Raw genomic sequence first — 16,273 nt, 5'->3', positions numbered from 1 at the left:
TCACCGCATCAGAAGGATGTAGCGTTAACTGTCACTGGCAACAATTCTATCTTTACCAGTACGCTTAGCTTGATAAAGCCGTTTGTCGGCTATATCAATTTGCGTCTCAAGGTTAGTGTGTTTTTCTGCGCAAATACCAATGCTGCACGTTATGCTTAATTCGTGCTGCGTAAAGTGTGTACTTCGTACAAGATTAATAAATTGCGAAACGTTCCCTAGGTGTTCCTTCAACGCTCGGGTAGATATCACTGTAAACTCTTCACCCCCATAGCGAACCACTAAATCTTCACTAAAATGTTCTTTTAATAGAGTGGCAAACTCTTGAAGCAACATATCACCCGCTTTATGGCCCTGGTTGTCGTTTACTTCTTTAAAATTATCGATATCAATCATGCATACCGTTACCCCAGAGAAGAGTGTGTTTTGGGCTAGTATTGCCCCACCTTGCTCAATAAGGTAGCGGCGGTTGTAAACTTGAGTAAGGGGGTCGATATTGGCAGACTGCCTGATGGTTTGAATCATTTCCTGTGCTTCTAAATTTTGCATCACTCGGCAAAAAAACTCTTCGTGATAGAAAGGTTTAGAAAGAAAGTCATTTGCGCCACTTTTAATAAATTTGGAGGAAAGTACGCCATCATTGGTACCGGAAAGTCCAATAAAGATTAAGTCTTGCATGCGACGCTCGTGTCTTATGGCTTTGATCAGTTCGTATCCATCCATATTCGGCATACGGTGATCAGAAATTACCATGCGGATATCTTGATGTTCAGAAAGCACGTTAAGTGCCTCTCTACCATCACTTGCCTCATATATTTGGAATTGAAATTTTTTAAGCAGGCTGCAGATATAGTTTCGACTGGTAACAGAGTCTTCAACAACAAGTACCTTAGTGGTGAGGTTTTTTCTCAAGCGATCAATGAGTTTAATAACCTGATTGTAGGAATAGCGAGATTCTTTGGTTATATAATCAAGTACGCCTAAATCGAGAAGCTGCGAACGCGTAAACTCATCAAAATTACCCGTTAACACCAAGGTGGGTATTGAGTACGATAAGCTGAGTTCTACGCTCTCCCCATTGGGGGCATCAGGTAAATTCAAATCCACAATAGCGGCGAGAAAATCGCTCCCTTTTTCAAGTTCCCGAGTAGCCTCGGCAAAATCTTTGCAAAGGACTGGCGTAAGGTAAGGATTGTCTTCCAACAGTTTACTTAAAATTTTGCGGACGGTTAGGCTGTCTTCTACCACCAATACTTTATTCATGACGACATCGGCTCTTAGAAACTAGACGCCAAGAATAACGAAAATGTAGGAACAATGCGCCCCTAGGAGCGCAATATTATACTGAAGTCTACCTTCGCGATAAGCGAAAAAAGCTGTTACACCTCAGTGGGTTAAATTTTGTACTGCCAACTAATTCTGCTCTGGGGGTACGCGAACCCAACCTTCCATTAAAATACGGGCGCTTCTGCTCATGACCGCTTGTTCAATGTTCCATTTATCGTTTTCGAAGCTAGCTTTTGCACCTACACGCAAGGTGCCAGATGGGTGCCCGAAAACTATCGCTTCACGTTCTGTGCCGCCAGCAGCAAGGTTCACTAATGTGCCGGGAATAGCTGCGGCTGCAGCAATGGCTACAGCGGCCGTGCCCATCATGGCGTGGTGCAGTTTACCCATAGACATAGCGCGCACGAGTACATCAATGTCATTTCCCAAAATGTCTTTACCACTAGAGGCCTTATAGCCTTTAGGTGGCGCAACCATAGCTACTTTGGGGGTGTGTTGGCGTGTGACCGCTTCGCCAATGTCGTTGATTAGCCCCATTTTAACTGCGCCATAAGCCCGAATAGCTTCAAATTTGGCAAGGGCGGTATCATCATTATTAATATCATCTTGCAGTTCTGTACCCGTGTAGCCAATGTCTTCCGCGTTGATGAAGATAGTAGGAATACCCGCGTTAATCATAGTGGCGCTGAAAGAGCCTACATCAGGCACTTCAAGAGTATCGACTAAACGGCCGGTAGGAAATATCGCCCCCTCGCCATCGGCAGGATCGACAAAAGCAACTTCAACTTCAGCGGCTGGAAACGTCACTCCGTCTAACTCAAAGTCGCCAGTTTCTTGCACTTCACCATTAGTAATAGGCACCTTGGCAATAATGGCTTTGCTGATATTAGCTTGCCAAATATCTACTACGGCAACGCCGTTGTCTGGAATTTTACTGGCATCAACCAGTCCATTATTGATTGCAAATGCGCCCACGGCGGCAGTTAAGTTACCGCAGTTACCGCTCCAATCTACAAAAGGCTTATCGATAGAGACTTGACCAAATAAGTAGTCAACATCGTAGCCGTCGTGTTCGCTCTTACTAATAAGTACGGTTTTGCTGGTGCTAGATGTAGCGCCACCCATGCCATCAGTTTGCTTGCCGTAAGGATCTGGGCTGCCAATTACACGCAATAATAGCGCATCTCGCGCAGGGCCAGGCTGTTGAGCTGCTTCGGGTAAATCAGATACGTTAAAGAACACACCTTTACTTGTGCCACCACGCATATAAGTAGCCGGTACACGAATTTGAGGAGCATGCTTCATTGGTTATTCCTTTTTTGAGTGATGGCAATGGTTTTTTACGATGATTGGTGGCATTGGCTGGTTGCGATGGTTGCTTACTAAGAGTGATAACGATTAAGCCCCGCTCAAAACACACCAATCCATACTGTAGTTAGAGGAGGTAAACATTCAAATCCTGAACAACCTCTAAATCCACCACCTAAATTCATCTTCTAATTAACGTTGTTGGAGAATGGTAGGGGAAAGGTGATGTCGGTTCAGGGCCCTCAATTCGCATGGATGCGAATTGGGAGCCTACAGGGACGTATTTACGGCGTGCCCGGTACCGACATTACTTTCCCCTATCCCAGCGATAACTAAGTAGCTTCAGCTTCTAAGAAGTCTTTGGCAAAACGCTGAAGTACACCGCCTGCGCTGTAAATCGATACCTCTTCAGCGGTATCTAAACGGCAAGTTACCGGTACGTCGAGGGTTTCACCATTAGTACGATTTACCACCAAGGTTAATGTTGCACCCGGTGCAGGTTCGCCTTTAACGTCGTAGGTTTCAGTACCATCAAGCTCAAGCGTTTTACGGGTTGTGCCCGGTTTAAACTCAAGGGGTAATACACCCATGCCAAGCAAGTTGGTCCGGTGAATGCGCTCGAAGCCTTCCGCTGCAATTACTTCTACCCCAGCTAGGCGTACACCTTTAGCAGCCCAATCACGTGAAGAACCCTGACCATAGTCGGCGCCCGCCACAATAATTAGTGGCTGTCTGCGCTGCATATAGGCTTCAATGGCTTCCCACATGCGAACCACTTTGCCTTCAGGCTCAATGCGAGCCAGCGAACCTTGCTTCACTTCGCCATTTTCAAGCACCATCTCGTTGAACACTTTCGGGTTCGCAAGGGTGGCGCGAAGCGCCGTTAAATGATCGCCCCTGTGGGTGGCATAAGAGTTAAAGTCCTCTTCTGGCAATCCCATTTTCGCCAAATACTCACCTGCCGCACTCGCCGCCATAATCGCGTTAGAGGGCGACAAATGATCGGTAGTAATGTTATCGCCCAATATAGCCAGCGGACGCATGCCCGTCATGGTACGTTCAGCATCCATCGCGCCTTCCCAATAAGGTGGGCGGCGAATATAGGTGCTCATTTCACGCCAATCGTATAGCGGGCTAATGTCGCTGCCAGTATTCACTTTTAAGTCGAACATAGGCTCGTACACTTTACGAAAATGCTCTGGTTTCACGCTTTTCGCGACAATGGCATCAATCTCTTCATCGCTTGGCCAAATATCTTTAAGCGTGACCGGGTTACCGTCGTTATCAATACCTAACACGTCTTTTTCAATATCAAAACGGACAGTGCCCGCAATAGCGTACGCCACCACTAATGGCGGTGAGGCCAAAAAGGCTTGTTTCGCATATGGGTGAATACGACCATCGAAGTTACGGTTACCAGAAAGTACCGCTGTGGCGTATAAGTCTCGGTCTATAATTTCTTGCTGAATTTTAGGGTCTAGCGCGCCGCTCATACCGTTACACGTTGTACAGGCAAAGGCCACTACACCAAAGCCTAACTGTTCTAGTTCGCCCATTAAATCGGCCTCTTCTAAATACAGTTTTACTGCTTTAGATCCAGGGGCTAATGAACTTTTCACCCAAGGTTTGCGGGTTAAACCACGCTGGTTTGCATTGCGGGCAATTAAGCCTGCTGCAATTACATTGCGAGGGTTTGATGTATTGGTACAACTGGTAATGGCAGCAATAATTACTGCGCCATCAGGCATTTTGCCTTCTTCTTGTTCCCATGCGCTGGCGACACCGCGCTGTGCCAAATCGCTGGTGGCTAAACGAGCATGTGGATTCGATGGGCCAGCCATGTTGCGGCCAACTGATGATAAATCAAAGGTAAGAACACGCTCGTATTCGGCACTCGCTAATGAATCTGCCCATAAACCAGTGTGTTTGGCATACTGTTCAACTAACGCAATTTGCTTTTCTTCTCGGCCTGTTAAACGCAAATAATCGATAGTTTGTTGGTCGATGTAGAACATGGCCGCGGTAGCGCCATATTCGGGTGTCATGTTTGAAATAGTGGCGCGGTCGCCAAGGGTGAGGTGAGTGGTTCCCTCGCCATAAAATTCCAAATAAGAAGACACCACGCGCTCTTTACGTAAAAACTCGGTAAGGGCAAGTACAATATCGGTAGCCGTAATATTTGGCTGTGGTTTACCCGTAAGCTCGACACCCACTATATCGGGTAGGCGCATGTAAGAGGCGCGCCCTAGCATAACGCTTTCCGCTTCAAGGCCGCCCACACCAATAGCAATAACGCCTAGCGCATCAACATGCGGGGTGTGACTGTCGGTGCCAACCAAGGTATCAGGAAAGGCTACACCATCGCGAGACTGAATAACCGGCGACATCCGCTCTAAATTGATTTGGTGCATGATGCCGTTACCTGGCGGTATCACATCCACGTTTTTAAACGCTAATTTAGTCCAGTCGATAAAATGAAAACGGTCGTCGTTACGTCTGTCTTCAATAGCGCGGTTTTTTTCAAACGCGTCGGGTTCAAAACCCGCATGTTCAACGGCTAATGAGTGATCGACAATTAACTGGGTAGGCACTACAGGATTTACTTTCGCCGGATCGCCGCCTTTTGCGGCAATGGCATCCCGTAAACCAGCTAAGTCGACTAACGCGGTTTGCCCTAAAATATCGTGGCATACCACCCGGGCAGGAAACCACGGAAAATCTAAGTCGTTCTTGCGGTAAATAAACTGCTTGAGTGACTCTGTTAGTGCGTCTGGGTTACAACGGCGCACTAAGTTTTCAGCAAACACACGAGAAGTGTAGGGAAGTTTGTCGTAGGCGCCAGGTTCAATGGCTTCCACTGCCTCGCGGGTATCGAAAAAATCGATTCCTGCGCCAGGCAGAGGTTTACGGTATTCGTAATTCATATTACTCATGATTTTAAGCCTTAGTCATTAACTACGTGCAGACATAGGAGGTACGTCACGAATATCTTCACCTGTATATTCCGCTGACGGACGAATAATGCGGTTGTCAGCGCGCTGTTCCATCACGTGGGCTGCCCAGCCGGTTAGGCGAGACATTACGAATATAGGGGTAAACAACTTAGTAGGAATACCCATAAAGTTGTAGGCTGATGCATGGAAGAAATCAGCGTTACAGAAAAGCTTCTTCTCGCGCCACATCACTTCTTCACAGCGTACAGAAACAGGGTAAAGCACATTGTCACCCACATCGGCTGCCAGTTTTTCAGACCAGCCTTTAATAATCTCGTTGCGTGGGTCAGATTCAGAATAAATGGCATGACCAAAGCCCATGATTTTGTCTTTACGCGATAGCATAGCCATCATTTTTTCTTCAGCGTCGTCGGCTGAGGTAAAGCCTTCAATCATTTCCATGGCTGCTTCATTAGCCCCACCATGTAATGGACCGCGAAGTGAGCCAATAGCACCAGTGACACATGAGTGCATATCAGACAATGTTGAGGCACACACACGAGCGGTGAAGGTAGATGCGTTGAATTCGTGCTCTGCGTACAAAATAAGTGAAACGTGCATCACTTGTTCATGTAGCTCACGTGGTTTTTCGCCGTGTAGCATATGCAAGAAATGACCACCGATAGAATCGTCATCGGTTTCTACATCAATACGAACGCCATCGTGAGTAAAGCGATACCAGTAACAGATAATGCTTGGGAAGCAGGCCAGCATGCGGTCGGTAGCATGGCCCTGCTCACTGAAATCGTTTTCCATTTCAAGATTACCCAACATAGAACAACCCGTACGAAGTACATCCATAGGATGGGCGTCTTTTGGAATACGCTCTAGCACATCTTTAAGGGCTTGGGGTAATCCGCGCATACTACGAAGTGTGGTTTTGTATCCATCTAACTCGGATTGATTAGGCAATTTACCTTTTAAAATAAGATAAGCTACTTCTTCAAACTGGCAACTGGCTGCTAAATCTTTTACATCGTAACCACGGTATGTCAGGCCAGAACCTGATACGCCTACAGTAGACAGTGCTGTTTTTCCTGCAACTTGGCCGCGTAATCCCGCGCCACTTAATTGTTTAGCCATCTTGTTGTCTCCGGTCTTGTGTATGTAAGGTACAAAAGTTTGTTTAGTTTTCTAATTCAACAATCGTTATGAAAAATTGCTGCTTTTAACAAAATATTACTCGATGCAAATTGTCGCTCGAGGCCGCGGATGTGGAGGCAGGGAATACGAGCGCTGCCCCTCCGAGGCATGGATGCCGAGGCGGAGCCCCCATGGATGGGTTTACGGCGTGGCAGCGCCGTATCCCTGCCTCCGCAGCCAAGGCGACCTCCGCAGCCAAAGCGACCTCCGCAGCCAAAGCGACCTCCGCAGCCAAAGCGACCTCCGCAGCCAAAGTGACCTCCGTAGCCAAAGCAGCTTTAGCCGCCAGCCGTTAGCCTTTGCCCTTGGCGAACAGTTCGTCGAGCTTTTGCTCGTAGTCGTGATAGCCAAGGTAATCGTATAACTCCATGCGGGTTTGCATGGTGTCGACAACGGCTTTTTGATCGCCATTATCAAGTATTGATTGGTACACGTTTTCAGCGGCTTTGTTCATGGCGCGGAAGGCACTTAGTGGGTAAAGCACCATCGCGGCACCCCATTCGCCAAGCTGTTCTTTGTTCCATAGTTCGGTTTGTCCGAATTCGGTAATGTTGGCAAGAATAGGGACGTCTAGCGCTTCTGAAAATGCACGGTAATGTTCTTCAGTCTTTACCGCTTCTGCGAATATGCCGTCAGCCCCAGCGGCTACATAAGCCTTGGCGCGTTCAATGGCTTTTTCTAATCCTTCTTGTGCGAAAGAATCGGTTCGCGCCATAATGAAAAAGTCGGGGTCGGTTCTAGCATCTACCGCGGCTTTAATTCGGTCGACCATTTCTTCAGTGCTCACAATTTCTTTGTTAGGGCGATGGCCGCAGCGCTTTTGCGCGACTTGATCTTCCATGTGAACAGCTGCTGCACCGGCTTTTTCCATATCGCGAATGGTTTTTGCAATATTAAATGCGCCGCCCCAGCCCGTGTCTATGTCTACCAATAACGGTAAATCGCAGGCTGATGTAATGCGTTGTACATCAACAATAACGTCGTTAAGTGATGTCATGCCCAAATCGGGTAAACCGTATGAAGCATTGGCAACGCCGCCACCGGAGAGGTATATCGCTTTATGGCCGATAGATTTTGCCATCATGGCGGTATAGGCATTAATGGTGCCTAATATTTGCAGTGGCTTATTGTCGGCCAGTGCTTGTCTGAATTTCTTTCCTGCACTCATAAATAACACTCTCTGGTTTCAAATTAGGTTGGTGTGGGGCTAAGTTTGTTTTCAATATTGTTCTTTGAATAAAGAATATGGCGGCGCATTAGCATTTCGGCTAGCTCTTCATCGCGATTCGCAATGGCATTCACAATATGTCTGTGTTCATCGAAAGCGGTGCTTACTCGTGGGCCAGCCATACCAAGTTGCACGCGATACATGCGTACAAGATGATAGAGTCCATCTATTAACACGCTAATCAGGTGATTGTTCTTACTGCCAGTGACGATGCGGTAGTGAAAGTCTACATCTCCCGCTTCTTGGTAATAAAGCTGGGCGTCTTTTACTGTGTTGAAATGGGAATCTAATAAGGCTTGCAGTGACGCAACTTCTTCATCACTCATATGCCTAGCGGCTAAGCGGGCTGCCATACCTTCTAACGCTTCTCGTACTTGATAAAGTTGAATAAGCCCTTCTGGGGTGAGGGAAACAACTTTGGCTCCTACGTTGGCTTTGCGTTCTACAAGGTGGCAGGCAGCAAGTCGGTTAATTCCTTCGCGAATAACCGCGCGGCTGACTTCATATTTTGTCGACAACTCAGTTTCACTGAGTTTGGAGCCCGCAGGAATAACCCCTTCTACAATGTCTTTACGCAATTGAAAAAAGGTTCTATCTGCATTTGTTACAGGCTTTTCTAGGTCTATTTGCACCGACAAGTTAGGCACCCTAAAATAATGACATGTCGACAATATAGGGGTGATTTAGGCTTTGGTCAAACTAAATTGCTATTAATTGTCGACAAAGTGCCGGTCGTTTTAAATGTTCAAACTAAGTTGAGGGCGAGTAAATACGGTTTGTAGCATAGACTACCTTTGCCTAGGCTATCTATCCCTTGGGTTAACACATACGCGAGGCCCTACTCATTTATTATGAGCCTAAACATTGATTGCCAGCGAAGCAGTTCAACTTCTCGCTCGGCAGAAGCAGAGAAAAAATGATTGTCTAAATGGTCTAGTAAACCTGACGCACACAGTTGTGTAGAAAGCGTTTAACATTGCTACCTAACAGTATGATTATTAGACAAAAAGTCAGGGTTAGTGAAGAAAGCATTGATGAGTAATTAGCCTAACCAATTGGTCTAATTTTAAAAGCTCAATTTAATAAAAGTGCAATATTTCGCTATGCAAGCTATCAGGAAGTCAGTATCATATTTTTCCAGTCTTCAAGCCAAAACTCCAGTCGTGAGTAGATGGGGGCTGGTAGGGTAGAGAAAGTGACATTGATACCAGTAGGGATACACGCCACTTTCATAAGGATATCCATAAATCAGCTAAACGTTACGCTTCGTAACACCCTCTATTTGTGAGTTTACTGGCTTTTAAAGTTCCAAAGAGAACGTGAAGCAGCCTAAAAACAATAAATTTTCGACACTAAACACTCTCGCAAAGGGGTTACACATGATCACGAATACTGACGTGTCTAAGACACTCGCCAGTAAGCTTTCGCCTGTCGCTTTGGCAGTAGCACTAACTGTACCTGCTATTTCTTTTTCTACATTTGCTCAAGAAGCTGAAGTAACTGAAGAGCAAAAGTACGAAGCCATTACCGTTACTGCGACTAAGCGCCCTCAGGTTATCTATGAAGTACCAATTGCAATTAGTGCATTTGACGGTGATATGCTAGCTGAACAAGGCATTACTGACTTAACGGATGTTGGTAAGTTTGTTCCAAACTTAAACGTAACTGGCTTCTCAGCGGGTCACACTTCCTCAGTAAACCCTTTCATTCGTGGTATTGGTCTTCAAGATCACCTTATCACTACTGATCCAGGTGTAAGTGTGTATGTGGATGGCGTGTATTTAGGCCGCCAAGTAGGTCAAAACTGGAGCTTGAACAACATCGAGCGTATTGAGGTACTTCGTGGTCCTCAAGGTACACTTTATGGTCGTAACTCGATTGGTGGTGCTATTAACATCATCACCAAAGAGCCAGATCAAGGCGATGTTACCAAAGTAAATGCAGAGTTCGGTACTCGCGGTCGTGTTAAAACTGACTTGTTCGTGAACCATGCATTATCTGACACCTTGGCATTTAACATGAACCTTGCTTACAACACCCGTGATGGTTTGGGCGAGTTCATTAACGTACCTAATGCAGAATATGATGTTGGTGAAACTGAAGATATTTCAGGTCGTATCTCGGTAAAATTTGAGCCGTCTGATGACTTCCGTATGGTATTAACTGCCGATGCCAATAATGGTGATGGTGGTTTACGTCCTTATACTGTGCTTATTGATGAAATGCCAGAAGGGCGTTTTTATGCTGGCACAAACAGCTTAGGGCTAGAACTTAGAAATACCGATGTTACCCCAGAAGGGTATGATATATACGATAACGCTACTGGCACACCTGAAGTGACTAGCGTATCGAATGAAGCCCGCGGTGTGTCTCTAACTACAGAGTGGGATATTAGCGATGACTATACCGCCAAGGTAGTAGCGAGCCGTCGTACATCTAAGTACAAAGCTGGGCTTGATGATGATGGTACTATTTACTCGTTAGACCAATACCCAGAGCGCGGTGAAGCCGACCAAACGTCAATTGAAGTTCAATTAAATGGTTACATCAATGAGTACACTGACTTCGTTGCTGGCCTTTATTATTTCAATGAAGAAGGTAGCAACCGCCAAGGTAGCGATTCAAGTTTCGATGGCGGTGGAAACACCCTTCAACTCGACCAAGAAACCACAAGTAAAGCGGTATACCTAAACCTTCGTCATGATTTAACTGACGAGCTTAGTGTGTCTGGTGGTATTCGTTACACTGAAGATGAAAAAGACGCGTCTGCAAACGTATTTGATGCCCTTGGCACTATTTACGATGCAAATGATTGGGATGAAGTTACCTGGGAACTGGCCACCAACTATACCTTTGAAAATGGCATGACAGGTTATGCCACTATTCAAAATGGGTATCAGTCTGGTCAATATCCAGCACGCCCTTATTGCTTGATTGGCGAGTTCTTTGGCGCTGGCGGTTTTGATGATTTAGACAATGCAGTAGCGGCAGTTAATGCGAGCAACTGTTTCGTCGCTTCTGATAACATCACTGCTGTGAACTACGAAGTGGGTGTTAAAGGTCGTGTTAATGAATACTTCGACGTAAGCGTTGCAGTATTCAACACTGAGTTTGAAGATCTTCCGTACCAAGTTAGCCGAGTAAGCGAAGGTGGTTTTGATACAGCAAACTTAGTGGTTGAACAAACCTCTCGCGGTATCGAACTAGACACTACCTTGAACGTAGGCAACTTCAGCATGCTAACCAGCATTGGTTACATGGATGTTGAAGTTGATGAGCAAGACGGTTTTAACCCTGTCGCGCCATTAACGCCTGATTTAACGTTTGCGATTGGCCCGTCGTATACTTTCGACCTTGAAGGTGGCGACAAAATTCGCGCTCGTATCGACTATTCATACCGCGCAGACATGTACGGTGAGCCTAGCTCAGAGCCTGCTCGCATGACAGAAATTGAAAGCCGCGAATTAGTTAACTTCGATGTGGCGTACACGCCAGCGGATGAGGCTTACACGGTTGCATTATATGGTCGTAACATTTTTGATGAGCGTTATGACAATGCTCGCTTGAATACGGGCGATTATATTCTGCAAGTATTAAGCAACGACGCGAGCGAATTTGGTGTACGTTTCTCAACTGAGTTTTAATTAACGAATTGAGTAAGCTAAAAAGCTTAAGAGCAAAAAAATAACCGCTGCATTTGTACTAAATGCAGCGGATATAGGCAAACAAAAAGGCTGGTTTATAACCAGCCTTTTTGTTTTGCGATTCTGGCAGCATCGACACGGTTTGTTGCATCTAGTTTTGCTATAGCTTCAGATAAATAATTACGCACAGTACCTTCTGATAAAAATAGCGTTTTCGCGATATCTTGGGTTTTTAATCCATCTCCTGCGAGCTTTAACGCTTTACTTTCTTTTGCCGAAAGCGGGTTACTGTCATCCAGCGCCATTAACGCAAGTTCAGGGCTAATAACCCTTTCACCTTTTGCTATTTTTTGTAGCGCATTCACTAAGTACTCACTGTCGGCCTCTTTTAGAACAAACCCTTTAGCGCCCAATGCCAGCGCTCGCTTTATATAGCCAGGTTTAGAGAATGTGGTCATTACCACCACTTTGCTGCTTATAGATAAAGCGTTTAGCTTTTCTGCTAAATCTAGCCCCGATACTAAGGGCATTTCAATGTCGGTAAGAATAATATCGGGTGCGTTGTTCGCGCCAAGCCAATCTAAAGCTTCTTGTCCGTTGGCGCACTTCCCGCTTATTTCAAAGTCGTCTTCTAACGACAATAAGGTGGCAATAGCATCACGCACTAAAGATTGATCTTCTACTACTAAGATTCGATTCATTGCTGGTTGCTCGATATGAAATTAGTCATTTTTATCTATGTGCACATGCACTATGCGCTCGGCTCGCTACTATTATGTTTAGCAAGTAGCGGTAATTGAAGTGTAAGCACCGTTGGTGAGCCCCACTGAAACTCAACTGTTGCATTAATGAGTTCAGCCCGCTCACGAATACCTTGAACGCCGTTGCCCTCTGTTTTGCAGCGACTGTTACCATTGTCAGCAATAACAAGGTTCAATATATCGTTTGTGCATTGAAGGGTAAGCGTTACTTGATTGCCCTTGCTGTGGCGCAGAATATTTGTAGTCGCTTCTTTTATAATTAACGACAATTGGGTTTCTTGAAGGGGAGTAAGAGGAGTAAGGTGAGTGAAGCGGCTCTCGTCTACATCGCTCACTGCATCACTTACCACGTCGCTCATTACATCAAAGCCTTGCTCAGACAATTTAGCCATGTTTTTAGCTATTTCTTCGCGCAACGATAGCTGTTTAATGCCACTTACCGTTTGCCTAATCTCACTGAGCAATTGCTGAGAAAGCTGAGCCAATGCTTTTACTTCTGCTTGCGCTTCAGCAGTGCGGCCCTTGGTTAGTAGCTTGTCGGCCACTTGAGCTTTCAACGAAATACTGCTTAATGCATGGCCGGCCACATCGTGAAGATCACGACCTATGCGTTCTCGTTCGGCAATAGCACTTAAAGTGCCCAATGCGGCAGCGTGTTTCGCTTCCTTTTGTTGGAAAAGGGTTTCTTTGCGTTCCATTACGCCAAAGCCAAATAGTACAGCGATGTTTGCCCCTGCGGCGAGGAAAAAAAACAAACCGGTAGGGTATAAATACACTTTCATAAAAATAAGCGAAGCAGATACTGCCAGTAACAAGATAATGCCAATACTGAAGCGATAGTAGTAGCCAACAATAAAGCTAACAAAGCCAAAAATCACCGTGCCACCCGGGTTAACCAAGCTGGTGGTATAGGCTAATAAAATCATTCCCGTTAGGTAATAAGGCAGGCGATTTACAGGTTGATTTACACTCAGTACGTAAAGAAAAACAAAGGTGACAAAGCCCATAACAATAAGCGCCATTACCCCATTGGAAGGCGCATCTCGCATGAATAGCGGTGGAACAAAATAGAACAGCGAAAAAATTAACGAGCTGTACGACCACTTCTTCTTACGTCCATGTGCCAGCAAAGGTAATGCGGGAACTTGTGCCTGAGCATTGCTTTTTATTGAACTGCTATTCATCTAGGTATTTCGTCCTTATTGAAATACAACGGCAGACTTGCTGGTGATAAGCAAAGTACCTGAAACAATTAATATAATACCCATTGCAGCATAGAAGTCGAAAGTTTGTTTCCATAAGATGACAGAGGCTGCGGTAATAAGGGCAATACCCATTCCAGACCATATAGCATAAGCAACACCTACCCCCATATGCTTGAGTACAGTGGCAAAGAGTATTCCTGAAATCATGTAAAACGCGATAGCGCCGTAGCCGAAGTACCATTTCTCCCAGCCGTTTGAGGCTTTTAGTAATAAGGTGGCAGTGACCTCTGTCACAATGGCTAGGGCGAGTAATAAATAAGTCATGTTTTTTCTCCGGTATAAACCTTAGGTCGAAATAGTGTCTCGGTTAATTGAGATTTTTGGGCTAAATTTGCTCTAGTTTAAAAAGGGTCTAGTGTATAGCGACCTCCTGACAAAACCCCTTTCTTCAAAAAGAAGCTAGCGAAGTTCTAGTGGCAACCTTTGGATTGGCCCGTGAAGTAGAGCCTGTGTCAGTGGCAGAGGTATTTGTAGCACTAGTTGCAGTGCCGTCAACGGCGTTCGAAGTGGCAAGTTTAATATTCTGGTACCTAGATTCTAGGGTAACGAGCGAGACCAAATACACCGCCACAATAACCGCTGATATGGCTTCAATACGAGCTTCTGGAAACACATACCAAGCAATGAGAATGCCCAAGGTACGGGCAATAGTGTGAAAGTAGCCAACCCAGTGTTGGATAGCCCACGATAGCGGCATCCACATAAGCCCAGTGAGTATGCCAATACTGAGTGGAAGCGTAGTATGGTCGATAGCGGCAACGGGCAGGGCGATGGCAAATACCAGTAATGCCATGGCCATTCCAATAAAAAACAAGGTGTCGAATTCAGTATTTTGGCGGTCTTTCGAAAAGAAGCGTTCGCCAGTTAAATAAGAAAGCCCTGAACCAATATAGAAAATAGCGCCGGTTCCAAGGTAGAGCATCCAAGTTTGAATTACCTCATTGAAAAAAGGCGATGCACAACCAATTGCCGCCCAAACTAATGTGCCGGCCAGTGGCATGGCGATAAAGCGGCGTTGTTTCATAATGTCGCGTTGCTGTTCTAGCGTTAGTGTTTGTGTGTTCATCACGATGCCTTTTAGTTGATAAATAAAAGTGCGTAAGCAGTGATGAAAGTATGTAGTGCGTGGAGAGTTTTAGTTAGTCACAAAGGTAAGCAAAGTAACATGACATTTGTCATGAATAGTTTGTGGGTTCGGGCAGGGTATGACAGTCGGCTATAGACAAACAACGGACATTCAACGCCTCAATCAGAGGCAATAAAATAGTTGATTAAAATTAGCGACGCAGGAGCAAAAGCAACTGTTTTTTGTCCTGCTGGATTGATTTGTTATGCTTCTTTTTGCTCATCTTTACAAAGCAATTTTACTTCTTCTTGAATTACTCTGCGGCACATCCATTGTAGTTTATCCATAAGGCCTCGTTCGACGTAATTTAGTCTACTTTTACCGCCATGAACAATTTTAGATCTAACATCATAAATTTTTTGAAAGTCATCTAATATTTCGTTCCGTTGACTTTGGCTTGTACCTATTAAGTACGCACAACGGTTTCTTAATAATGTGCCTAGACCAACTTGTTCAGATGACGCCTTGTCACCTAATAGAATTTCAATTACTACAGTAGTTTGAACAAAGGAAAGCAACTCATTTTTACCACTAAAGCTTTCAAATAACCACTGGCAGGCCAATAGCAATTTCTGTGTTTTAGCTTTATCTTCGCATGAAAAAACAGTGTTCATATCACTAAGTTTACGATTTACCCATGAAGCTTGTTTATCTTGAGTATCAAGGACGCCATCAAAATCATGGATTACAAGATCGTGAAAGGTGTCCGAAATATCATAATCTAACTCATGCTTTCCTTGCACTACCCAGTTTTCATTTTCTAGTTTATGAATGAAAAATTTTGCTTTTGTTGGAGTTGAACGATATTTAGCATTAATTTTAAAAAGTCTAAGTGCGATACCTAACCCGCAAAACGATTTTAATTTTTCAATCACTTGGGTATGAGTTTCATCAGGGCCATATTGACCAACAAAACCTTCACTTTTTATTTGGAGAAATGCGCCTTTGGAATTCCATGTATTCTCAGTGAATAACGAAAACAAACCTAAGCCACTTCCTGAAATTGACTGATCCCTTTTTTCAATTCCCGACTTCGGAGGATAAATTAATGAAAAGTCGTCGTCAGACTTTCGGATAGCTATACTTTCAGATATATCAAAGTTATCTAAGCCTTCTTGGAATAGCTTCGCAATATCACTATTCAATTCAATACTGAAAATATACTGCCAAGGTAGGCTGTCAAATTCATCAACCAATCGCCTAGCAACGTCGGCAGTATCTTGATAACCATCAATTTCTGTTAGTTTTGATAAAGGAATGTCTGAATCATATCCAAATTTTTCAGTTAACTCTCTAGACAAAGTGGCATAAATAAACTCAAAGACAGGAAGCTCACCTATAGCGCTTTGTAATGTTGATTTAATTCTTCCCGAAGTTGGTAAAATAGAATCTGCGCTAACTAAGTCAACACAAGACATTCGCTCAACAAACATCTTATTTTTAACGTCGATTTTCTCTAAACTGTCAGCAATGACTTGCACTAATCTTTCTTTGCATTTTTCATGAATATTTAATGACATG

General features: G+C 44.7%; 12 protein-coding genes. 1 reads left to right on the top strand and 11 read right to left on the bottom strand.

The genetic code is table 11. The features are described 5' to 3' along the window. Positions 1–24: 24 nt before the first annotated feature. The 6 genes from AVL57_RS15610 to AVL57_RS15585 form a co-directional block, all read right to left on the bottom strand. Positions 25–1,260: a response regulator gene (locus tag AVL57_RS15610; protein WP_057789785.1), complete on the bottom strand. Its 1,236-nt coding sequence runs from the start codon at positions 1,258–1,260 to the stop codon at positions 25–27. Positions 1,261–1,410: 150 nt separating this feature from the next. Beyond that, positions 1,411–2,589, bottom strand: coding sequence for a 2-methylaconitate cis-trans isomerase PrpF (prpF, locus tag AVL57_RS15605; RefSeq protein WP_057789787.1), 1,179 nt, complete (start codon positions 2,587–2,589; stop codon positions 1,411–1,413). A gap of 335 nt (positions 2,590–2,924) precedes the next feature. Next, complete coding sequence (acnD, locus tag AVL57_RS15600; RefSeq protein ID WP_057795936.1) at positions 2,925–5,516, bottom strand: Fe/S-dependent 2-methylisocitrate dehydratase AcnD; 2,592 nt, start codon at positions 5,514–5,516, stop codon at positions 2,925–2,927. A gap of 27 nt (positions 5,517–5,543) precedes the next feature. After that, positions 5,544–6,668 (bottom strand): bifunctional 2-methylcitrate synthase/citrate synthase, encoded by a 1,125-nt coding sequence (gene prpC, locus AVL57_RS15595; protein ID WP_057789789.1) that lies wholly within the window; start codon positions 6,666–6,668, stop codon positions 5,544–5,546. A 352-nt stretch (positions 6,669–7,020) separates the two neighbouring features. Continuing rightward, positions 7,021–7,896 carry a methylisocitrate lyase gene (gene prpB / locus AVL57_RS15590; RefSeq protein WP_013782842.1) on the bottom strand — a complete coding sequence of 292 codons (876 nt, stop codon included), beginning with the start codon at positions 7,894–7,896 and terminating at the stop codon, positions 7,021–7,023. A gap of 23 nt (positions 7,897–7,919) precedes the next feature. Further along, positions 7,920–8,588 carry a GntR family transcriptional regulator gene (locus tag AVL57_RS15585; protein WP_057795938.1) on the bottom strand — a complete coding sequence of 223 codons (669 nt, stop codon included), beginning with the start codon at positions 8,586–8,588 and terminating at the stop codon, positions 7,920–7,922. Positions 8,589–9,335: 747 nt separating this feature from the next. On the opposite strand from AVL57_RS15585, the gene AVL57_RS15580 reads away from it, so the two are divergent. After that, entirely contained in the window at positions 9,336–11,600 is a 2,265-nt protein-coding gene (locus AVL57_RS15580; protein ID WP_057789793.1) for a TonB-dependent receptor, read from the top strand. Between the two features lie 95 nt (positions 11,601–11,695). Here AVL57_RS15580 and AVL57_RS15575 read toward each other — a convergent pair whose 3' ends face one another. The 5 genes from AVL57_RS15575 to AVL57_RS15555 form a co-directional block, all read right to left on the bottom strand. Beyond that, positions 11,696–12,301, bottom strand: coding sequence for a response regulator transcription factor (locus AVL57_RS15575; protein WP_057789795.1), 606 nt, complete (start codon positions 12,299–12,301; stop codon positions 11,696–11,698). Positions 12,302–12,351: 50 nt separating this feature from the next. Further along, complete coding sequence (locus AVL57_RS15570) at positions 12,352–13,545, bottom strand: sensor histidine kinase (RefSeq protein WP_057789797.1); 1,194 nt, start codon at positions 13,543–13,545, stop codon at positions 12,352–12,354. 15 nt (positions 13,546–13,560) lie between these two features. Further along, positions 13,561–13,890 carry a DMT family transporter gene (locus tag AVL57_RS15565; RefSeq protein WP_057789799.1) on the bottom strand — a complete coding sequence of 110 codons (330 nt, stop codon included), beginning with the start codon at positions 13,888–13,890 and terminating at the stop codon, positions 13,561–13,563. Between the two features lie 124 nt (positions 13,891–14,014). Beyond that, on the bottom strand, positions 14,015–14,692 hold the full coding sequence (locus AVL57_RS15560; protein ID WP_231751131.1) for a DUF7010 family protein: 678 nt from the start codon (positions 14,690–14,692) through the stop codon (positions 14,015–14,017). 263 nt (positions 14,693–14,955) lie between these two features. Then, entirely contained in the window at positions 14,956–16,272 is a 1,317-nt protein-coding gene (locus AVL57_RS15555; protein ID WP_057789801.1) for a HEPN domain-containing protein, read from the bottom strand. Between the last annotated feature and the right edge of the window lies 1 nt (position 16,273).

The sequence above is a fragment of the Alteromonas stellipolaris genome (assembly GCF_001562115.1).
GTDB lineage: Bacteria > Pseudomonadota > Gammaproteobacteria > Enterobacterales > Alteromonadaceae > Alteromonas > Alteromonas stellipolaris.
This window is presented reverse-complemented; position numbering and strand designations above follow the sequence as displayed.